Origin of the sequence: Bacillus sp. BML-BC051 (genome assembly GCF_019656175.1) — a bacterium.
In the GTDB taxonomy this organism is placed as follows: Bacteria; Bacillota; Bacilli; order Bacillales; family Bacillaceae_G; genus Bacillus_A; species Bacillus_A mobilis.
The window spans coordinates 1-17,638 of the sequence record NZ_BPLI01000011.1; the positions used below are offsets into that span (position 1 = coordinate 1).

Sequence of the window (17,638 nt, forward strand, 5' to 3'; positions counted from 1 at the left end):
AACATTTTTTTAATGGAACATTTACAAGTTCGTGATAGTTCGTCATGTTTGTTAGTCTCCTTTAATTTATAATTTAGCAGCAGTTAGATCCACCACTGATAACAAGACCTGCACCTTGTTGATCTTCTACATAGTCTAGTGTTAGTGTATTTACAATTTCAGCTACCTTTGGATCCATAGCAACTTGAATACCGTTTACTGTTTCCGTGACATCATTTTCTTGTGCTTCTCCTAAATTAATACCGTAACTAGGGCCACAGCATCCAGCACCATCAAATGTAAAACGTAATGTTGAAACACCGTTTTCTTTCATAGCTTTCTCAATAAACTCTTTTGCTTTATCTGTAATATTCATTTTAACTTCCCCCGTTTTATAAAGATTGACTCCAATCATGCACAGCATGATTTTCTAAGAAGCGTTCAGAATCCAATGCAGCCATACAACCAGTTCCTGCAGCTGTAATTGCCTGACGATACTTATGGTCTTGCACATCACCACATGCAAATACTCCTGGTATATTTGTTTCTGTTGTGCCTGGTTTTACAACAATATAACCAACTTCATCTATCTCCACTTGACCATTTAAAAATTCTGTATTTGGACGATGGCCAATCGCAATGAAAATACCGTCCGTTTCAATTATTTCTTCTTCACCGGTTTCGTTATCTTTCACTTTTAGACCTGTAACTTTTCCATCTGCTATTACTTCTATCGGTGTCTTATTTAATCCCCAAGTAATTTTCTCGTTTGCTTTTGCACGATCTTGCATAATTTTAGATGCACGTAGTTCATCTCTACGATGTACAATATGAACTTCTGTTGCAAACTTTGTTAGGAAGTTTGCTTCTTCCATTGCAGAGTCTCCACCACCAACTACAATGACTTTTTTACCACGATAGAAGAATCCATCACATGTTGCACAAGTTCCTACTCCACGACCCATATGTTCTTTCTCTCCTGGAATCCCTAGCAGTTTAGCAGAAGCACCTGTAGAAACAATAATGGCTTCCGCTTCTATCTCTCCCATTCCAGTTACAGTAATTTTAAATGGTCGCTGAGATACATCCACTTTTTCTACCCAACCATTTTTAAACTCCGCACCAAATCGTCCTGCTTGTTTCCTCATATTGTCCATTAGCTCTGGTCCCATAATACCATCAGGGAAACCTGGGAAATTCTCTACTTCTGTTGTTGTAGTTAATTGTCCACCTGGCTGAGTTCCTTCAATAATAAGTGGATTCATATTCGCACGTGCTAAGTAGATAGCTGCTGTTAATCCGGCTGGTCCTGTTCCTAAAATAACGACTTTATGCATAGTGAGTGCCTCCTAATGAACAATTATTGAACTGTCAATTCTTTCAGTTTCTCATATCCAATAACATCTTCTGATTGCCAAGGAATAATTACACAATTATGTTGTGATTCTTTTTGAACTTCTTGAATCCATGGCACTTCAGATTGTGATCTTCCCTTTAGTACTGGGTCTATCGTATGCGTTGCATAAAAGCTTTGATTAATTACCCACCATTTCGGATGAATTTCTGCACGTTTTAAATCCTCTTGTAGACGACTTGCTTCATGGACTGGTGTCGCTTCTGCTAACGTTACAATGACAACACTTGTTTCTTCTGGATTGCGAAGACGTGGTAATAAATTTTTCACGGATTGTGGTACTTCACCAGAAGAACGTGCAATTTCCTTATGATACGTTTGTGCTGCATCTAGTAACAATAATGTGTGACCTGTTGGTGCGGTATCAATTACCACAATTTCATCATTTGCTTTTTCAACAATTTCAGCTAAAGCACGGAATACCGCAATCTCCTCTGTACAAGGCGAACGTAAATCTTCTTCTAAATATGCTAAACCTTCTTCATCTACTGTATCTTTAGCCTGCTCAATCACTTCTTTGCGGTAGTTTTCTACTTCCAGTTTTGGATCAATACGACTGATTGTAATATTCCCTTGTTCTCCATGCATGACATAATCAATATGTGCTGCTGGATCCGTTGTAGTTAAATGTACACGATGCCCTTTTTCAGCAAGACCAACTGCAATGGCTGAAGCTACAGTTGTTTTTCCTACTCCACCTTTTCCCATTGTAAAAATAACTCTTTTTCCTGTCTCAGAAAGGTCTGTAATCAAGTTTTGCAGAGGAGATATAGCAATTTCTTCTTGTATCTCATCTAAAATTGAGAGACTTTCAATTGGCCGAACCAACTTTCTCATATTCTCTATTCCGGTAACATTAAATGGCACTAATGGAAGTTCATAAGCTGGAAGACCTTTTAGCTCTTCTGACATGTTTTCTAATGCACGTACTTGTCTCGTAAACAAAGCTTTAGAAACAGCATCATTTTGCACATAATTCGTTAAAACACCATTTATAAGCAAATATTGATTGCTAACTCCAAGTTCTTTTAATTCTTTGGCTGCACGATCTGCTTCTTGCAACGGTGAACTATCAGGACGTGTCACAAGCAATAAAGAGGTTTGCTTCGGATTCGATAACGCTTCAACTGTTTGACTATATAATTCTTTTTTATCTTCAAGCCCTGCTAATGGTCCCAAACAAGAAGCTCCATGTGTACTTTCTTCCAGGAAACCACTCCAAGCCGTAGGAAGTTGAAGAAGACGTAACGTATGACCTGTTGGTGCTGTATCAAATATAATGTGATCAAATTTCGATGTTAATTCTTTATTAGTAAGTAACGTAGAAAATTCATCAAATGCAGCCATTTCTACTGTGCAAGCTCCAGATAATTGCTCTTCCATCGTTGCAATAACAGCATCTGGGAGCTTTCCACGGTATGGTCCAACAACACGTTCTTTATATTCATGTGCTGCTGTTTCAGGATCTAAGTTAGCTACTTGTAGATTCGGAACACTTGGAATTTCTTTCGGTTTATTTGTAAGTTCTATTTCGAAAACATCTTGTAAATTAGAAGCTGGATCAGTACTTATTAATAAAACTTGTTTCCCCATATCAGCTAACGTAATAGCTGTTGCACATGCAGTTGATGTTTTTCCTACTCCACCTTTACCAGTAAAAAATAAAAAGGGTGTAAGTGTCATGCCACGTGGATTAAATAAGTTTGTCATTGCCATTCACTTCTTTCTTTATTTTTTCACGTTTAGATTTAAACGTACTTTTGGCTTCTGACTTAATTCTTCTTCTGTTAGGTTTGTGAGTTGTGATAACTCTTCTGTTGTTAGATGCGCTCTTTCTTTGATTACTTTCCCATCTAGCACAGTAACTGGTAGAACATCTGGTCCTTTTTCCATTAACAACTGACTAATGACATTGTTATTTGCAAATGCATCTGGTTCACTCGCAAGGTTATAACGAGTGACATTAATTCCTTTATTTTTCAAGTTGTTAACAGCAACTGATACACGAATTAACTCTGGATCAACACTTGGTCCGCAAACCCCAGTAGAGCAACACATTGCAGGATCAAAAATTTCAATCTTTTTCATTTCTGATTTCTCCCCTTCTTTATAAAATAAGCCGAGAAAAATTCTCGGCTTATTTTGTTTTCAATTATTCTCCTGTTTCAGCGAACTTTTTAATACGTCCGCCAATCTCATCACGAACTTTTTGGAATACAGACCACTCTTGACCAGCTGGATCATCAAATCCCCAGTGAACTCGTTTTACATGTGGTGGCGTTGTTGGACATACATCATTTGCGTGACCACAAAGTGTTACAACTAAATCTGCTTTGTCTAAAATGTCACGGTCAATGATATCAGATGTTTGGTCCGTAATATCAATGTCTACTTCTTTCATTGCTTTAATTGCATTCGGATTTACTCCGTGTGCCTCAATACCAGCAGAAAGTACATTCCATTTGTCACCTAAATATTTTTTACCCCAAGCTTCTGCCATCTGGCTACGACAAGAGTTTCCTGTGCATAAGAAGTAAATTGTTTTTTTGTTTTCCATGATAATTCCACCTTTTTTATGAATATTTATTTTGGTTGTGTTTGAAAGTATTTACGCTGGAACCAGAGTGCTACATTTACGAGAGCAATCATAACGGGAACTTCAACTAAAGGTCCAATAACCGCCGCAAACGCTGCACCAGACTGAATTCCAAATACCCCTACAGCTACAGCGATTGCTAATTCAAAGTTATTACTACCAGCTGTAAATGCTAATGTTGTTGATACCCCATAACTTGCACCCACTTTTTTGCCCATATAGAAAGAGACAAAAAACATGATTACAAAATAAATGAGTAATGGAATTGCAATACGTACAACATCAAATGGTACGCTAACAATGACCTCTCCTTTTAATGAGAACATCACAACAATTGTAAATAACAATGCGATTAATGTAATTGGACTAATCTTTGGTATAAGGACTTTTTCATACCACTCTCGGCCTTTTGTTTTTACAAAGATAAAACGTGTTAACATTCCTGCAATAAACGGAATTCCTAAGTAAATAAAGACTGATTTTGCAACCTCAGCCATTGTTATATCTACAACAGCTCCTTCAATACCTAGCCATTCTGGAATGACTGTTACAAACACATAAGCGTATACTGAGAAAAATAACATTTGGAATACAGAGTTAAAAGCAACTAATCCTGCCGCATACTCCGTATCACCTTTTGCTAAGTCATTCCAAACAATAACCATCGCAATACAACGAGCTAAACCTATCATAATTAAGCCCACCATATACTCTGGCTTATCCGGTAAGAATATAACAGCCAAAGCAAACATCAGAACAGGACCAATAATCCAGTTTTGTACGAGTGATAATACTAATACTTTTACATCTTTAAAAACGCGTCCCATCTCTTCGTAGCGCACTTTCGCTAATGGCGGATACATCATTAAAATTAACCCAATCGCAAGCGGTATGGAGGTCGTTCCTACTTGTAAACTATTCATGCCTTCAACAAATCCAGGTGATAAATAGCCGACTCCTATTCCTACTGCCATGGCAAGAAAAATCCAAAGGGTTAGATATCGATCTAGGAAAGACAGACGTTTTTTCCCCGTGTTGCTCATCCTTCTCACTTCCCTTTCTGACTATTTATTAACAACCACATCGGAGTGTAGGATTGCTCTTCTCAATTTGTTTAATTTTCTCTGTTTGGTCTGGTACATGTACTAAAATATCTTCTAAAAGTGTGTATAAATCACTTGCTTGATTTAAAGAATAATAAATCCACTGACCTCTACGCTCTTCTTGCACCAAGCCTAAGTCTTTTAACTTTCGAAGATGTTGACTGATTGAGGGTTGACTCATGTCAAACACTTCAAAAAGTTCACAGACACAACATTCACGTTGTTTGAGAATTGATACTATTGTTAGCCTTGTTTTGTCTCCTAGTAGCTTTAATAACTGTGACGCTCTTGTTAATTCTATAACCGTTTTTTCCATATCCACACCTCCTCTTATAATTACATAAGCATATACTTATATATTGAGCGAAAATTAAACGTAATATTCATTAAATGGATTCATTTTTAATTTTCTCTCCCTCTTGAAATAAGTATATAATTAATCACTTATATAATCAACCAAAAACAACTTATATTTATAGTATCTTTACACTGCACCTTAATGCTCAATTCTTATAAAACATTGTACTTTTTCCGCTCAGAAAATATACAATAAGTCCTATAAATCCTGTTAAAAACTTTTTGGTCAATTTACATTTTTATTTTATCGAAAATTATTGTTTTTGTTACAAAAAATATATTTTCTTTCGTTTTAAATGAAACAAAAAACCACCAAATATAATGGTAGTTTAAAACACAATTATTTATTTTATAATAGTGATATTATTGTACCTCCAACAGCTCCCATCACTACAATGACCCAAGGTGGTAACTTCCAATACACTAACATACTAAATAATACGGCTGCAAAAGCAAAATCAACAGGTTGTAAGATTGCACTAGTCCAAATCGGATGATAGAAAGCTGAGATTAAAATGCCGACTACTGCCGCATTGACTCCCATTAAAGAACCTTTAATTTTAGGATTTCGTCTTAGTTGATCCCAAAACGGTAATGTACCTAAAATAAGAAGAAATGCTGGTAAGAAAATAGCTACAGTTGCCAATAATCCACCTTGCCATCCACCAATAACAGCTCCAATATACGCTGCAAATGTAAACAATGGTCCAGGTACAGCTTGAGTAGCACCGTAACCAGCTAAAAATGACGCTTCATCCATCCAGCCTGTAGGTACAAATTCACGTTCCAGTAACGGTAACACAACATGACCTCCACCAAAAACTAAAGAACCTGCGCGATAAAAACTATCAAACATTGCAATCCAATTTAACGATGTAACCTCTCTTAGAATTGGAAGGTAAATAAGTAATCCAAAGAATAGTGATAAACAAATTACTCCTAACTTCCTGGAGATTGGGAAACTTAGTTTCACTTCATCGTTATCCGCATGATTTTTATAGATAAGATAACCCACTAGCCCCGATAATAAAATGACACCAACTTGTGTGAAAGCTGTTTGCCATAATAACGTTCCAACTAAAGCAAATAATGCAATTGATTTACGTTGTAAATCTGGTGTTAACTTTTGAGCCATTCCTAAAATCGCATGCGCTACTACTACTACCGCTACGATTTTTAGCCCATGAATCCAACTAACATCTCCAATGTTTAAACCTTGTAAAACTAATGCAAATATGATTAATGCAATAACAGAAGGAAGAGTGAAACCTATAAAAGCAAGAATTCCTCCTAATACACCTGCACGCATTACACCAATACCAATACCAACTTGACTACTAGCAGGGCCAGGTAAAAACTGACATAACGCAACTAAATCCGCATAACTTTTTTCATCCATCCATTTTCTTTTGCGAACATACTCTTCGTGAAAGTAACCAAGATGTGCTATTGGCCCCCCAAAAGATGTAAGTCCAAGTCGAGTAGAAACAAGCAGTATTTCTAATAAAATCTTAAATCTGCTTTGCTGTGTTGTATGATTCATTCTACACGTCCTTTCTTATTATTCTTTAATTTCTTTAAAAAGTTCGTATGCTTTCTTTCGTGCTTCCACTAGAACATCTCGCCCTTTTTCAGTAGCTGTATAATACTTTCTGATTTTTCCGGCTACATTACGATCCTCTTTATTCAAAAGACCATCACTTTCCATCGCATGAAGAATAGGGTATAAGGTTCCAGGACTTATAGTATAGCCATGTTCCCTCAGTTCTTCTAACATCCATGCACCAAAAATGGGATGTTCCTTAGCATGATGTAAAATGTGGATTTGGATAAACCCTAAAAATAACTTTCTTAATAATTTATCCTCCAAGTTTGCCCCCTCCTATAGCATCAAAATCGAAAAGCAATATCGAACTTCGTTATTAATTTATCATTGGCATATAACTTTTTCAATTGATTATAAAATAATTTACAAAGCCTTTACAAAGTAATGATTCCGTATTATATAAGCATTCATCCGTAATACATTCAAAGATAACCAAAAAATCACTTTCCTAAGCGTACAGGAAAGTGACTTTTTTCATGGTTAAAATTTTCTTATTGAACAAAAGCTTGTTTTTCTTATTCAATTTTCTAAATATCTATATAAAGTTGATTTACTGATTCCAGTTTCTTCTCGTATTTCAGCTAAACTATAGTCACCACTTTGATACATAACAATAGCACGTTTTACATTCTCATCAGGCTTTCTAGGACGCCCTGCTGTCACTCCCTTTTGTTTCGCTTCATACAAGCCTTTCTTCGTTTTTTCACTAATTACATCACTTTGAAAATCAACTAGATGTTTTACAATATCTCCAAAATGATACCCATTTGTATGACTTGTATCAATTTCTTCTTGAACAAAGTAAATGTAAGCACCTTTATTATCAATGACTTGTAATAACTCAACAAGATGACGTGTTGAATCAGCTAATGTGAAAAGTTTTGTAACAACAATTTTATCATCTGGTTTTAGGTTATCTATCATATTTTTAAGTTGTACTCTTTTTTTTGCCGATGAATGTTCCTCTGAGATCATCATCGTACAATTACATTTCTCTAAGCTTTTGAGTTGTTCTTCACATTTCAAGTCATCTTGATATGGTCTCATATATCCGATTAACATACATGCTCTCCTAACAATTTAGACGTTTCTTTTATCATACCATAACTTGGAGTTGTAAAATTAGTATCAAAAAGGTTCCTTTTTGGGACGATAAGTGTTAGACTGTTTTTATTAAATCGTGAACGCGGCTTTTATGAGACTTAAAAGCCACAAAATAAATGACATGAGGTGTATAAAACAGTGGTAGAAAAATTAAAAACAGAATGGTTTTCAAATGTTAGAGCTGATATCCTTGCGGGGATTGTAGTTGCACTAGCATTAATTCCAGAGGCAATCGCATTTTCCATTATTGCAGGTGTAGATCCGATGGTGGGATTATATGCATCCTTTTGTATTGCAGTTATTATTGCCTTTGTAGGTGGTCGTCCTGGAATGATTTCAGCAGCAACCGGTGCAATGGCATTACTTATGGTTCCTTTAGTGAAAGAACACGGGCTAAATTATTTATTAGCCGCAACAATTTTAACAGGTGTTATACAAATTATTTTTGGTGTATTTAAAGTAGCACGATTAATGAAATTTATCCCACGTGCTGTCATGATTGGTTTTGTTAATGCGTTAGCAATATTAATTTTTATGGCTCAAGTACCACATTTTATTGGTATTTCCAATCTGACATATGTATTTGTGGCAATTACATTAGGAATTGTCTATATTGTACCGCGATTTATTAAATCAATTCCAGCTCCATTAATAGCAATTGTACTATTAACAGCTATTGCGATTTATATGCATTTAGACTTACGAACTGTTGGTGATTTAGGATCGATTACAAAATCATTACCCTCGTTCTTTATTCCAGACGTTCCATTCACATTTGAAACATTAAGCATTATTTTTCCATATTCCATTGCTTTAGCGATTGTTGGACTATTGGAGTCTTTACTAACAGCGTCTATTGTAGATGACATGACTGGAACAGAAAGCAATAAAAATCAAGAGTCCCGAGGTCAAGGGATCGCAAATATTGTTACAGGTTTCTTTGGTGGTATGGCAGGTTGTGCAATGATTGGGCAATCGGTAATCAACGTAAAATCTGGTGGACGTGGTAGACTGTCTACGCTAATTGCAGGACTATTTTTAATATTCCTCATCATCGTATTAGGAGATTTAGTCGTCCAAATTCCAATGCCTGTTCTTGTAGGAATTATGATCATGGTATCGATTGGCACATTTGATTGGTCTTCTTTCTCTTATTTAGTGAAAGCACCTAAAAGTGATGCAGCAGTTATGTTAGTAACAGTTATCATTGTCGTTGCAACACATGATTTATCAAAAGGTGTAATTGCTGGTGTGTTACTAAGTGCTATATTCTTTGTTGCTAAAATCTCAAAAATAAAAGTTACAAAACAACAAGATGGCTCAAATATGATATTTGATGTGGATGGTCAATTATTCTTTGCATCTGTAGAAGGATTCGTAGAATCCTTTGATTTCAATATTAAAAATAGAAGCATTGTCATTGACTTCTCAAATACCCATGTTTGGGATGATTCAGCAGTCGGAGCTATCGACAAAGTGGTTATTAAGTACCAAGAAAATCAAAATATTGTTACCATTAAAAACTTAAATTCTTCTAGTAAGAAACTCGTAGAAAAATTAGCAGTATATAATAACCCAAATAGAAAAGCTTCTTCACATTAATTCATGATTAGGAGTGGAAAATATGTATAAAAAAATCCTATTAGCTGTAGATGGCTCTGAACATTCCTTACGTGCTACTCAAGAAGCAATGAAAATTGCATCCTTATCTAGCGAATGCACAGTTGAAATTGTATTTGTAGTCGATTATGCAAAAGCAAAGAATGAAGTTATTCATGCACAAGGGAAAGAAGAATTAGAGTTATCCCGTCGTAAGAGACTTTTACCAATTGAGGAAAAATTAAAAGCAAATCGTATTTCTTATGAAGTTAAAATATTACATGGTGAACCAGGTCCAACCATTGTAGACCATGCGAATAAAGGTCATTTCGAATTAGTGGTACTTGGTAGTCGGGGACTCAATGCGTTGCAAGAAATGGTACTAGGAAGTGTGAGCCATAAAGTAGCTAAAAGGGTTCAATGTCCAGTACTGATTGTAAAATAATATATTTTTTGTATGATTCCTGATTTTGAAGTTACTTATTCAAAATCAGGAATTTTTATCATAAAGGAATCTTGAAATATTTCAATATATAAGGAGTTGGCACATGAAAACACTACAAAGTGGAAAAACAAAGATTTTTGCTTTAGGTGGCCTTGGAGAAATTGGGAAAAACATGTATGTCATTGAGTATGAAGATGAAATCATCATTGTAGATGCTGGATTTAAATTTCCTGAATCTGAACTATTAGGTATTGATTATGTTATACCTGATTATACGTATCTAGAAAGAAATAAAGACAAAATAAAAGGATTATTCATCACACACGGACATGAAGATCACATTGGCGGGGTTCCCTTTCTATTTAAACGCATACAAGTACCGATATATGCGGGGAAACTAGCTGCAGCATTAATTAAAAGTAAATTTGAAGAACATAGTATCCGCCATGTTGAAATAAGAAATATATTGGATGAAACAGAAGTTGAATTTCAACACACGAAAGTACGATTTTACCGAACAACACATAGTATTCCTGACGCATTTGGTATAGTAGTCACCACTCCAAATGGAAATGTTGTACATACTGGTGATTTCAAATTCGATTTTACACCCGTTGGTACAGAGGCGAACCTACACAAAATTGCTGAAATCGGAAAAGAAGGTGTATTGTGTTTACTATCCGACAGTACAAATAGTGAAGTTCCTGGCTTTTCAATGTCAGAAAAAAAGGTTGGGCAGTCTGTAAAGGAAATCTTTTCAGGGGCTCAGGGACGTATCTTATTTGCCACTTTTGCATCTAACGTTCACAGATTACAACAGGTTGTAGAGGCTTCTATTTTGTATAATCGTAAAATTGCAGTTGTAGGAAGAAGTATGGAAAAAACAATTCAAATAGGAAGAAACTTAGGATATATCCAAGCTCCAGAGGACATATTCGTTGGTGTACATGAAATCAATCATATTCCCAGTCATCAAGTAACTATCATATGTACAGGAAGCCAAGGGGAACCAATGGCTGCATTATCAAGGATTGCATATAGTAATCACCGACAAATTCAAATTATTCCAGGGGATACGGTTGTCCTTTCTTCCTCTCCGATTCCAGGGAATGTGTTAAGCGTTAACAGAAATATTAATCAACTATATCGAGTAGGTGCAAATGTAATTCATCACAAAATAAGTGATATTCATACATCTGGCCATGGAGCACAAGAAGAACAAAAATTGATGCTCTCACTTTTAAAGCCAAAATATTTCATGCCTATTCATGGAGAATACCGTATGTTAAAAAAGCATGTAGAATTAGCTGTAGAATGTGGTGTACCTATAGAAAATTGCTTTGTTATGGACAATGGGCAAGTACTAGAAATCTCCAAAGGAGAAGCTAGAATTAGTAATAAAACCATCCCTTCTCAAGCTGTGTATGTTGATGGGAGTGGTATAGGTGATATTGGAAACATTGTTTTACGTGACCGTAGAATTCTATCTGAAGAAGGAATCATTATTATAAGCCTGAATTTAGATTGTAAACAAAAGCGATTAGTATCTCAGCCAGCAATTGTTACAAGAGGATTCGTATATATGCGTGGATCAGAAGAACTCATGAAGAAAATAGAAGAGATTGTAGAAGAGTGTATATGTAATTTACTAAATGAAGGGATAATAAATTGGGCACAAATAAAACAAACACTTGTAGACGTATTAAGTCCATTCTTATATTCCAAAACCGGACGTCGTCCAATGCTTCTTCCTATCATTATGGAAGTTTAGAAAGAAAACATTCATTAATACTTTATTTTTAAGAATGCCAACAATTCCGGTTCTAAACTATTAAGATACTAAATTAATAAAAATCAAAAGCCAGTGATTAAGTGACATCACTGGTTTTTGATCTTGGATTTGAAATCATTGCAATATTAGCCTAATAATTTTTCCATAATCATAACATCGACATGCTCTCCGTCCATGATCCCCTGTTTTTCAAACACTCCTACTTCCCGATAACCCATTTTACGATATAACCCTTGACCAAGATTATTAAAAGAAAAAGTGAATAAAACAAATTTATAAAATTCATTTTGCTGTCCATTTTTTTCTAAAGCTAAAAGTAAATTCTGTCCCAAACCTTTCCCTCTATATTCTCTTTTTATGTATATAGATAATTCTCCTACTCCACGGTAGGCGCATCGATGACTATATGGATTAATGGAAGCCCAGCCAACGATATGAGAATTCTCTTCCATGACAATTACTGAATATCTTTTTTCTCGTTGAAATAGCCATTCCATCACATATTTATCTGTTTTTATTTCTGTCTCTAAAGTTGCAATACGATCCTCGATACCCTCATTATAAATAGTCGTAATTTCTCGTACATCTTTTTCGGTTGCTTTTCTAATCTTCATACTTACCTCCTCCTAAATCTCCCTTATCCTACTTTTGATTTTGGACTTAAGTTACGGAATTTAAAAGGAATATTAACCAAATCCCCAGTAAGTCATGGTGTTACTTTCATTCTCTAATACATTCATTTTTCTAAGTAGCTTATTAGCTTTCTCACAACAAATTTAGCATCCGCCCCAACTCCCCTTAATGTTGCAGAAGAAAACGAACGTTGACCTTCCAAACCAACATAATATACCCCTTGAACTTCTGTACTTACACCACCTATTTGTAGTGGTCTTCCTTCTGAGTCCAGTGCGCCAATAGCATTGAAGTAAGAGAGATTAGGATGATAGCCCGTTGCAAAAATGACCGTATCGATTGGCTCCTTCTTCCCATCAGGCCAAACTACACCATCAGTGTAAAAAGATGTAAACATAGGCCTTTGATCTGGATTCCCCCTAGCTAATCGTTCCTTGTAATCACCTAAATCGATGACTCCACCTGAACTCGGTGCTGTTTTTCCAAATCGCCAAAACGGAAAGGTATCTATGCCTAATACCTTAAGCCAAAAATGTAAGTCCTTCCCCCACACTTTTTGTTTCATAAGTTGAACAGGCTTTCGTACAGCTAAAGATACTTTACTTACATCGGCCAGTTCGAGCGCAATTTGGACAGCTGAATTTCTCCGCCCCACCACCACTACTCTTTGATTAATATAATGATTCGGACTCCGATACATAGCCGAATGTATAATATTCCCCTTGAATTTCTCTTGATCCGTTATTATCGGATTAGACGGACTGTGAAAAGAACCAGTTGCATTTATAATAGTTCTAGCCTGAAATATCTCTCCAGACCCTGTTAGAACTTTAAATATTTCGTCTTCTTTTTCTACAGATTCTACTCGCTGATTTAACATAACTGGTAGCTGAAAATTGTCCACATAATTTTGCAAGTAACCAATTACTTCGTTCCTCGTGGGATAATCATCAGGATGACCTGGGAATTGCATACCAGGTAACGATGAAAAACGTGCGGGAGAAAACAATTTAAGACTGTCATAATAGTAAGACCAAGACCCAGCTGTTCTCTCACTCGCTTCTAATATTAAATACTGTAATCCTTTTTTTTGAAGGTGATAACCAGACGCAAGACCAGCTTGCCCGCCTCCAATTACAATGGAATCTAATATTTCTTTCATCTTTATCCCACCTCTGATTTACTTATTTAATTAGATTGTTTCAATTCTTGATACGCTTCAAGGAAACTCTGATAAGTTTTCTTTCCTAAACTGTTTTTTTCGAGTCTGAACATACTTTGAAAAACATAATCCTTTGCATCTTCAACATTACATTGGTGGGCATTCATTATTAACCTTATATAGGATAAAAAATAGTCTTTTTTTAAATTACCCGCATGATTAATAATCATTTTATTGTGTTCTCCTTTCAAACTTAATTCTTCTGTAAGGAGGCGTAATATAAAATTACTACTCCTTACAGTCAGTCTCCTTAACAACAAGGTTCTGTACCACAACATGAATCATCTACTTTATTAGGCTTTACATTCACACTACAAACACCAGTCTCTGGCAAATCTAGTTCTACTTTTCCAGCTGCCTCATAATCACCAGTAAGGTAAGCAACTATAGATCTAACTTGTTCATAGCCTGTCGCCATAAGGAATGTAGGCGCTCTTCCATAACTTTTTGAACCTACAATATAGAAATCTTTCTCTGGATGTCGAAGCTCTTTTTCACCATGGGGGCGAACAGTGCCACAACTATGAAGGTTAGGATCGATTAGCGGTGCTAAAGCACCTACACTTTCAGTAGCAGTATCAATAGAAGTACGTATTTCACTTATCATAGATAAGTTAGGGCGATTTCCTGTATTTACAATCATCTCTTGGATATCTGTAATTTTTATTTCTTCCTCATCCTGATGACCTACAATGTCCATTCCATTTTTTGTACTAACTACGTATTGAATTTTATATGGTGTCATTACTTCCACGATTCCCTCATCAACCAATTGATGAATGCGGCTACCTAAGGTTCCGCGTGCTTCAAGAGCATCTTTTTCCTCTCCCCCGTATGCTTCTTCCACACGTTGCTTTCTCATAATCCATACAATCTTAGTTCCTGGATAAGATTCTTTTAATTTTGCCAACTCCAATAGAGCATTGATTGCAGAATGACCACTTCCAACAACAGCTACATGTTTATTGGCATATCGCTTTTGTTCGTTTCCTAATATATCTGGAATACCATAAAAAATATGCTCGTTAAGGGATTGCTCTTCTTTCAACCAGATACCATTAGAATTTGCCGGATTTGGATTTCCCCACGTACCTGAAGCATCTAATATTGCTCTAGCTTCATAAACTTGAAGTACACCTTCTTTTTCTGTATAGATCATGAATGGCATTTTTTCACGATTCGTTGTCTTCATTTTATCTGTATCTTTCTTACCTATAGATAGTACTTTAGTATTCAAATGGATAAATGGTTTAATTTCTGGAAGGTTCGCAAGCGGTTGTAAGTATTGTTCTACAATTTCTCTTCCTGTTGGTAATGCGTTTATGTCTGGTGATTCCCAGCCATGTTGTTCAAGAAGAGCTAGAGCTGCTTTATCTATGTTATATTGCCAAGGTGAGAATAACCGTACATGGCCCCATGTACGAATGTTTGACCCTATTTTTTCTCCAGCTTCTAATAAGATAAATGATTCACCATGTTTTGCTAAATGTGCTGCCGCTGCCAACCCTACGGGTCCGCCCCCAATAATGGCTATTGGTAACTGTTTTAATCTCTGCATACCAATATTGTTTTGTAATGTTTGATTTTCCGTTCCGCAACACTCTTGTACTTTGAATGAAAGTTGAATAGGTTTCATAAAAAATCCTCCTTATTTTAGCTGAAATTGTAAGTATAGTCCCTTAATTGGATTATTTAAATCAAAAAAAATTGATTTAAAATCCAGAATGATTATTCAAGTTTAATCACTTATCAAAATGTTATATTTATCAAGAAAAATTGATTAAATATATATTAATACACTATTTCGTCCCAATCAAAGTTATGACATGGGACGAAATATACAGCATAATTGCTCAGATAATAGTGCGTCTACTTCTTTTTTATTAATGTTATAGTAACTCCATGTTCCTTTTGTCTCTTTTGTAATGAGATTTGCATCAAGTAAAAGTTTTAAATGATATGAAAGCTTTGATTGTGGTAAACCGAGAACACCTGTTAAATCACAGACACAAGTTTCCCCACGTTGGCACAATTCGTATAAGATGTGTAGCCTTCTTTGATCTGCCAATGCTTTGAACTTTTTTTCGTATGTCTCAAATGATTGGTTAGTTAATTGATTATACATTGCTAGTTCTTTCATAGGTCTTCTCCTTAAATCAAATTTTCTTGATGTTTTTATTATATGCTGATGTTTACAGTTTTACAATTGTTAAATCAAAAAAAATTGATTAAATTACTTTCTAAAAACGATGCGTTTGTAAAGGTATACTTTAAAGTACTTACAACAAATTTTAAAATAGCATAGGGCAAAAATTAGATACATGAGTATTTTCAGCTCCAATATAATTTTGCCCTATATTTTTTATTAAGATAAGATTAATTCAATTCCAATAATCTGGCCACATTCTACTAAGCGTTTTGTTACTTCAATATCCTCTCGGCTCGGCGTGGGGTCTCCTGAAGGATGGTTATGAAGACATATGATAGAGGCTGCTGCACGGCGGAACGCTTCTTTAAAAACTTCCCTTGGATGTACAATTGATGTGTTTAAACTTCCAATGAAAATCGTTTGCCTATGTATAACTTGATTCTTTGTGTTCAAATATAAACATACAAAATGCTCCTGCTGCAGGAAGCGCATTTCTTCCATCATATATCTCGCACAATCTTCTGGACTTCGAATGCTGTATCTATTTTGATATTCTAAACGTACCATTCTTCTACCAAGTTCAAAAGCAGCTATAAGCTGGGCTGCCTTTGCAATCCCAACACCATGTATACTGACAAGCTCTTCTAACGTTGCATCTTTCAACATACGTAAACCATCAAAGTGATGTAAAATTTTATCTGATAACTTTAAAACTGTTTCTTCTTTAGAACCTGTTCTGAGTAACACCGCAAGAAGCTCCCGATTCGATAAACTTCCTGCTCCTTCTAACAATAAACGCTCCCGTGGCTGTTCTTCTTTGACAACATCACGAATACCGTTCATTTCTCCACCCCTTTTATTTGTTCTCTCAAAGAAAATCCCATGCAATTTTACGCATGGGTTACATCAATATTAAATTGTTTTAATTCCCGAACAAGACGTGAAATTGGTAAACCAACTACACTATAATAGTCCCCTTGAATATGTTGAACAAAAATAGATCCTTTACCTTGAATTCCATAACTTCCCGCTTTATCAAGAGGCTCTTTTGATGCAACGTATGCGTCAATTTCCTCTTCTGTTAATTCCCAAAACGTAACTTCTGTACGCTCGTAAAAAGTGACTGTTTTGTCTTTTGTTATAATTGCAACCCCAGTATACACTTCATGTGTTTTCCCTGATAATAATTGCAACATTTCTTTCGCCTCAGCTTCATTAGAAGGCTTTCCAAGAATACGCGATTCATATGTAACAATTGTGTCTGCACCTAACACAATATGATCACTGTTATTTTCTGCTACCGCAGATGCTTTTTGCAGGGAAAGGGACATAACAATATCTGAAGGTGAGGAATACGCACCTATCGTTTCTTCTACTTCACTTACAATGATTTCAAATGGTACACCCGCTAACTCAAGCAATTCCTTCCTGCGAGGTGACCCTGATGCTAAAATAATTTTTCTCATATTTTCTCCTTCCTTTCTCACATGAAGCAGAATCATTTACATCAATCGTATCAAAGGAATAGTTTGTCCACAAATGAAAGAAATATTATTTTCTCTAAGCAAAATAATATTTCTTTACTAAAATACGATTATAGTCCTGTCATAGAGAAAGCACTTTGCTCTAAATTCAAAAG

General features: G+C 35.5%; 20 protein-coding genes. 3 read left to right on the forward strand and 17 right to left on the reverse strand.

Going from position 1 to position 17,638, the window contains the following annotated elements; genetic code table 11:
* Window positions 1–73: 73 nt before the first annotated feature.
* The 10 genes from K5S59_RS04210 to K5S59_RS04255 all read right to left on the reverse strand — a co-directional run bounded on the left by K5S59_RS04210 (window position 74) and on the right by K5S59_RS04255 (window position 8,117).
* Window positions 74–355, reverse strand: a complete 282-nt coding sequence (locus K5S59_RS04210) for a HesB/IscA family protein (RefSeq protein WP_202293845.1) — start codon at window positions 353–355, stop codon at window positions 74–76.
* Between the two features lie 16 nt (window positions 356–371).
* A complete protein-coding gene (gene trxB / locus K5S59_RS04215) occupies window positions 372–1,316 on the reverse strand; it encodes a thioredoxin-disulfide reductase (RefSeq protein ID WP_202293848.1) in 945 nt (314 codons plus the stop codon).
* 23 nt (window positions 1,317–1,339) lie between these two features.
* The gene (gene arsA, locus K5S59_RS04220; RefSeq protein WP_202293851.1) at window positions 1,340–3,103 is read right to left on the reverse strand and encodes an arsenical pump-driving ATPase; all 1,764 of its coding nucleotides are present in this window, start codon (window positions 3,101–3,103) and stop codon (window positions 1,340–1,342) included.
* Window positions 3,104–3,121: 18 nt separating this feature from the next.
* Window positions 3,122–3,481, reverse strand: a complete 360-nt coding sequence (arsD, locus tag K5S59_RS04225; protein ID WP_150159200.1) for an arsenite efflux transporter metallochaperone ArsD — start codon at window positions 3,479–3,481, stop codon at window positions 3,122–3,124.
* Between the two features lie 64 nt (window positions 3,482–3,545).
* Window positions 3,546–3,950, reverse strand: coding sequence for an arsenate reductase (thioredoxin) (arsC, locus tag K5S59_RS04230; protein WP_000428326.1), 405 nt, complete (start codon window positions 3,948–3,950; stop codon window positions 3,546–3,548).
* A 26-nt stretch (window positions 3,951–3,976) separates the two neighbouring features.
* Window positions 3,977–5,032 (reverse strand): ACR3 family arsenite efflux transporter, encoded by a 1,056-nt coding sequence (arsB, locus tag K5S59_RS04235; RefSeq protein WP_150159202.1) that lies wholly within the window; start codon window positions 5,030–5,032, stop codon window positions 3,977–3,979.
* A gap of 28 nt (window positions 5,033–5,060) precedes the next feature.
* Entirely contained in the window at window positions 5,061–5,408 is a 348-nt protein-coding gene (locus K5S59_RS04240; RefSeq protein WP_202293854.1) for an ArsR/SmtB family transcription factor, read from the reverse strand.
* Between the two features lie 390 nt (window positions 5,409–5,798).
* Window positions 5,799–6,992, reverse strand: coding sequence for a chromate transporter (locus K5S59_RS04245; protein ID WP_202293857.1), 1,194 nt, complete (start codon window positions 6,990–6,992; stop codon window positions 5,799–5,801).
* A gap of 18 nt (window positions 6,993–7,010) precedes the next feature.
* Window positions 7,011–7,319: a PadR family transcriptional regulator gene (locus K5S59_RS04250; protein ID WP_202293860.1), complete on the reverse strand. Its 309-nt coding sequence runs from the start codon at window positions 7,317–7,319 to the stop codon at window positions 7,011–7,013.
* A 255-nt stretch (window positions 7,320–7,574) separates the two neighbouring features.
* Entirely contained in the window at window positions 7,575–8,117 is a 543-nt protein-coding gene (locus K5S59_RS04255) for a recombinase family protein (RefSeq protein ID WP_202293863.1), read from the reverse strand.
* Window positions 8,118–8,297: 180 nt separating this feature from the next.
* Between K5S59_RS04255 and K5S59_RS04260 the strand changes: the two genes are divergently transcribed.
* The 3 genes from K5S59_RS04260 (at window position 8,298) to rnjA (ending at window position 11,974) form a co-directional block, all read left to right on the forward strand.
* A complete protein-coding gene (locus tag K5S59_RS04260) occupies window positions 8,298–9,761 on the forward strand; it encodes a SulP family inorganic anion transporter (RefSeq protein ID WP_202293866.1) in 1,464 nt (487 codons plus the stop codon).
* Window positions 9,762–9,783: 22 nt separating this feature from the next.
* Complete coding sequence (locus K5S59_RS04265; RefSeq protein WP_000277011.1) at window positions 9,784–10,203, forward strand: universal stress protein; 420 nt, start codon at window positions 9,784–9,786, stop codon at window positions 10,201–10,203.
* A 103-nt stretch (window positions 10,204–10,306) separates the two neighbouring features.
* Complete coding sequence (gene rnjA, locus K5S59_RS04270; protein ID WP_212982003.1) at window positions 10,307–11,974, forward strand: ribonuclease J1; 1,668 nt, start codon at window positions 10,307–10,309, stop codon at window positions 11,972–11,974.
* A gap of 146 nt (window positions 11,975–12,120) precedes the next feature.
* Here the strand turns inward: rnjA and K5S59_RS04275 are convergent, their stop codons facing one another.
* From K5S59_RS04275 to K5S59_RS04305, 7 genes are all read right to left on the reverse strand, one after another.
* Entirely contained in the window at window positions 12,121–12,609 is a 489-nt protein-coding gene (locus tag K5S59_RS04275; protein ID WP_151633490.1) for an arsinothricin resistance N-acetyltransferase ArsN1 family A, read from the reverse strand.
* A 122-nt stretch (window positions 12,610–12,731) separates the two neighbouring features.
* The gene (locus K5S59_RS04280; RefSeq protein ID WP_202293872.1) at window positions 12,732–13,790 is read right to left on the reverse strand and encodes a flavin-containing monooxygenase; all 1,059 of its coding nucleotides are present in this window, start codon (window positions 13,788–13,790) and stop codon (window positions 12,732–12,734) included.
* 26 nt (window positions 13,791–13,816) lie between these two features.
* Window positions 13,817–14,020: a hypothetical protein gene (locus K5S59_RS04285; RefSeq protein ID WP_202293876.1), complete on the reverse strand. Its 204-nt coding sequence runs from the start codon at window positions 14,018–14,020 to the stop codon at window positions 13,817–13,819.
* An 80-nt stretch (window positions 14,021–14,100) separates the two neighbouring features.
* Window positions 14,101–15,486, reverse strand: coding sequence for an FAD-dependent oxidoreductase (locus tag K5S59_RS04290; protein ID WP_151633484.1), 1,386 nt, complete (start codon window positions 15,484–15,486; stop codon window positions 14,101–14,103).
* Window positions 15,487–15,669: 183 nt separating this feature from the next.
* Window positions 15,670–15,975 (reverse strand): ArsR/SmtB family transcription factor, encoded by a 306-nt coding sequence (locus K5S59_RS04295; RefSeq protein WP_371399460.1) that lies wholly within the window; start codon window positions 15,973–15,975, stop codon window positions 15,670–15,672.
* Window positions 15,976–16,215: 240 nt separating this feature from the next.
* Complete coding sequence (gene radC, locus K5S59_RS04300; RefSeq protein WP_212981823.1) at window positions 16,216–16,842, reverse strand: RadC family protein; 627 nt, start codon at window positions 16,840–16,842, stop codon at window positions 16,216–16,218.
* Between the two features lie 47 nt (window positions 16,843–16,889).
* Window positions 16,890–17,465: a Maf family protein gene (locus K5S59_RS04305; protein ID WP_001226279.1), complete on the reverse strand. Its 576-nt coding sequence runs from the start codon at window positions 17,463–17,465 to the stop codon at window positions 16,890–16,892.
* Between the last annotated feature and the right edge of the window lie 173 nt (window positions 17,466–17,638).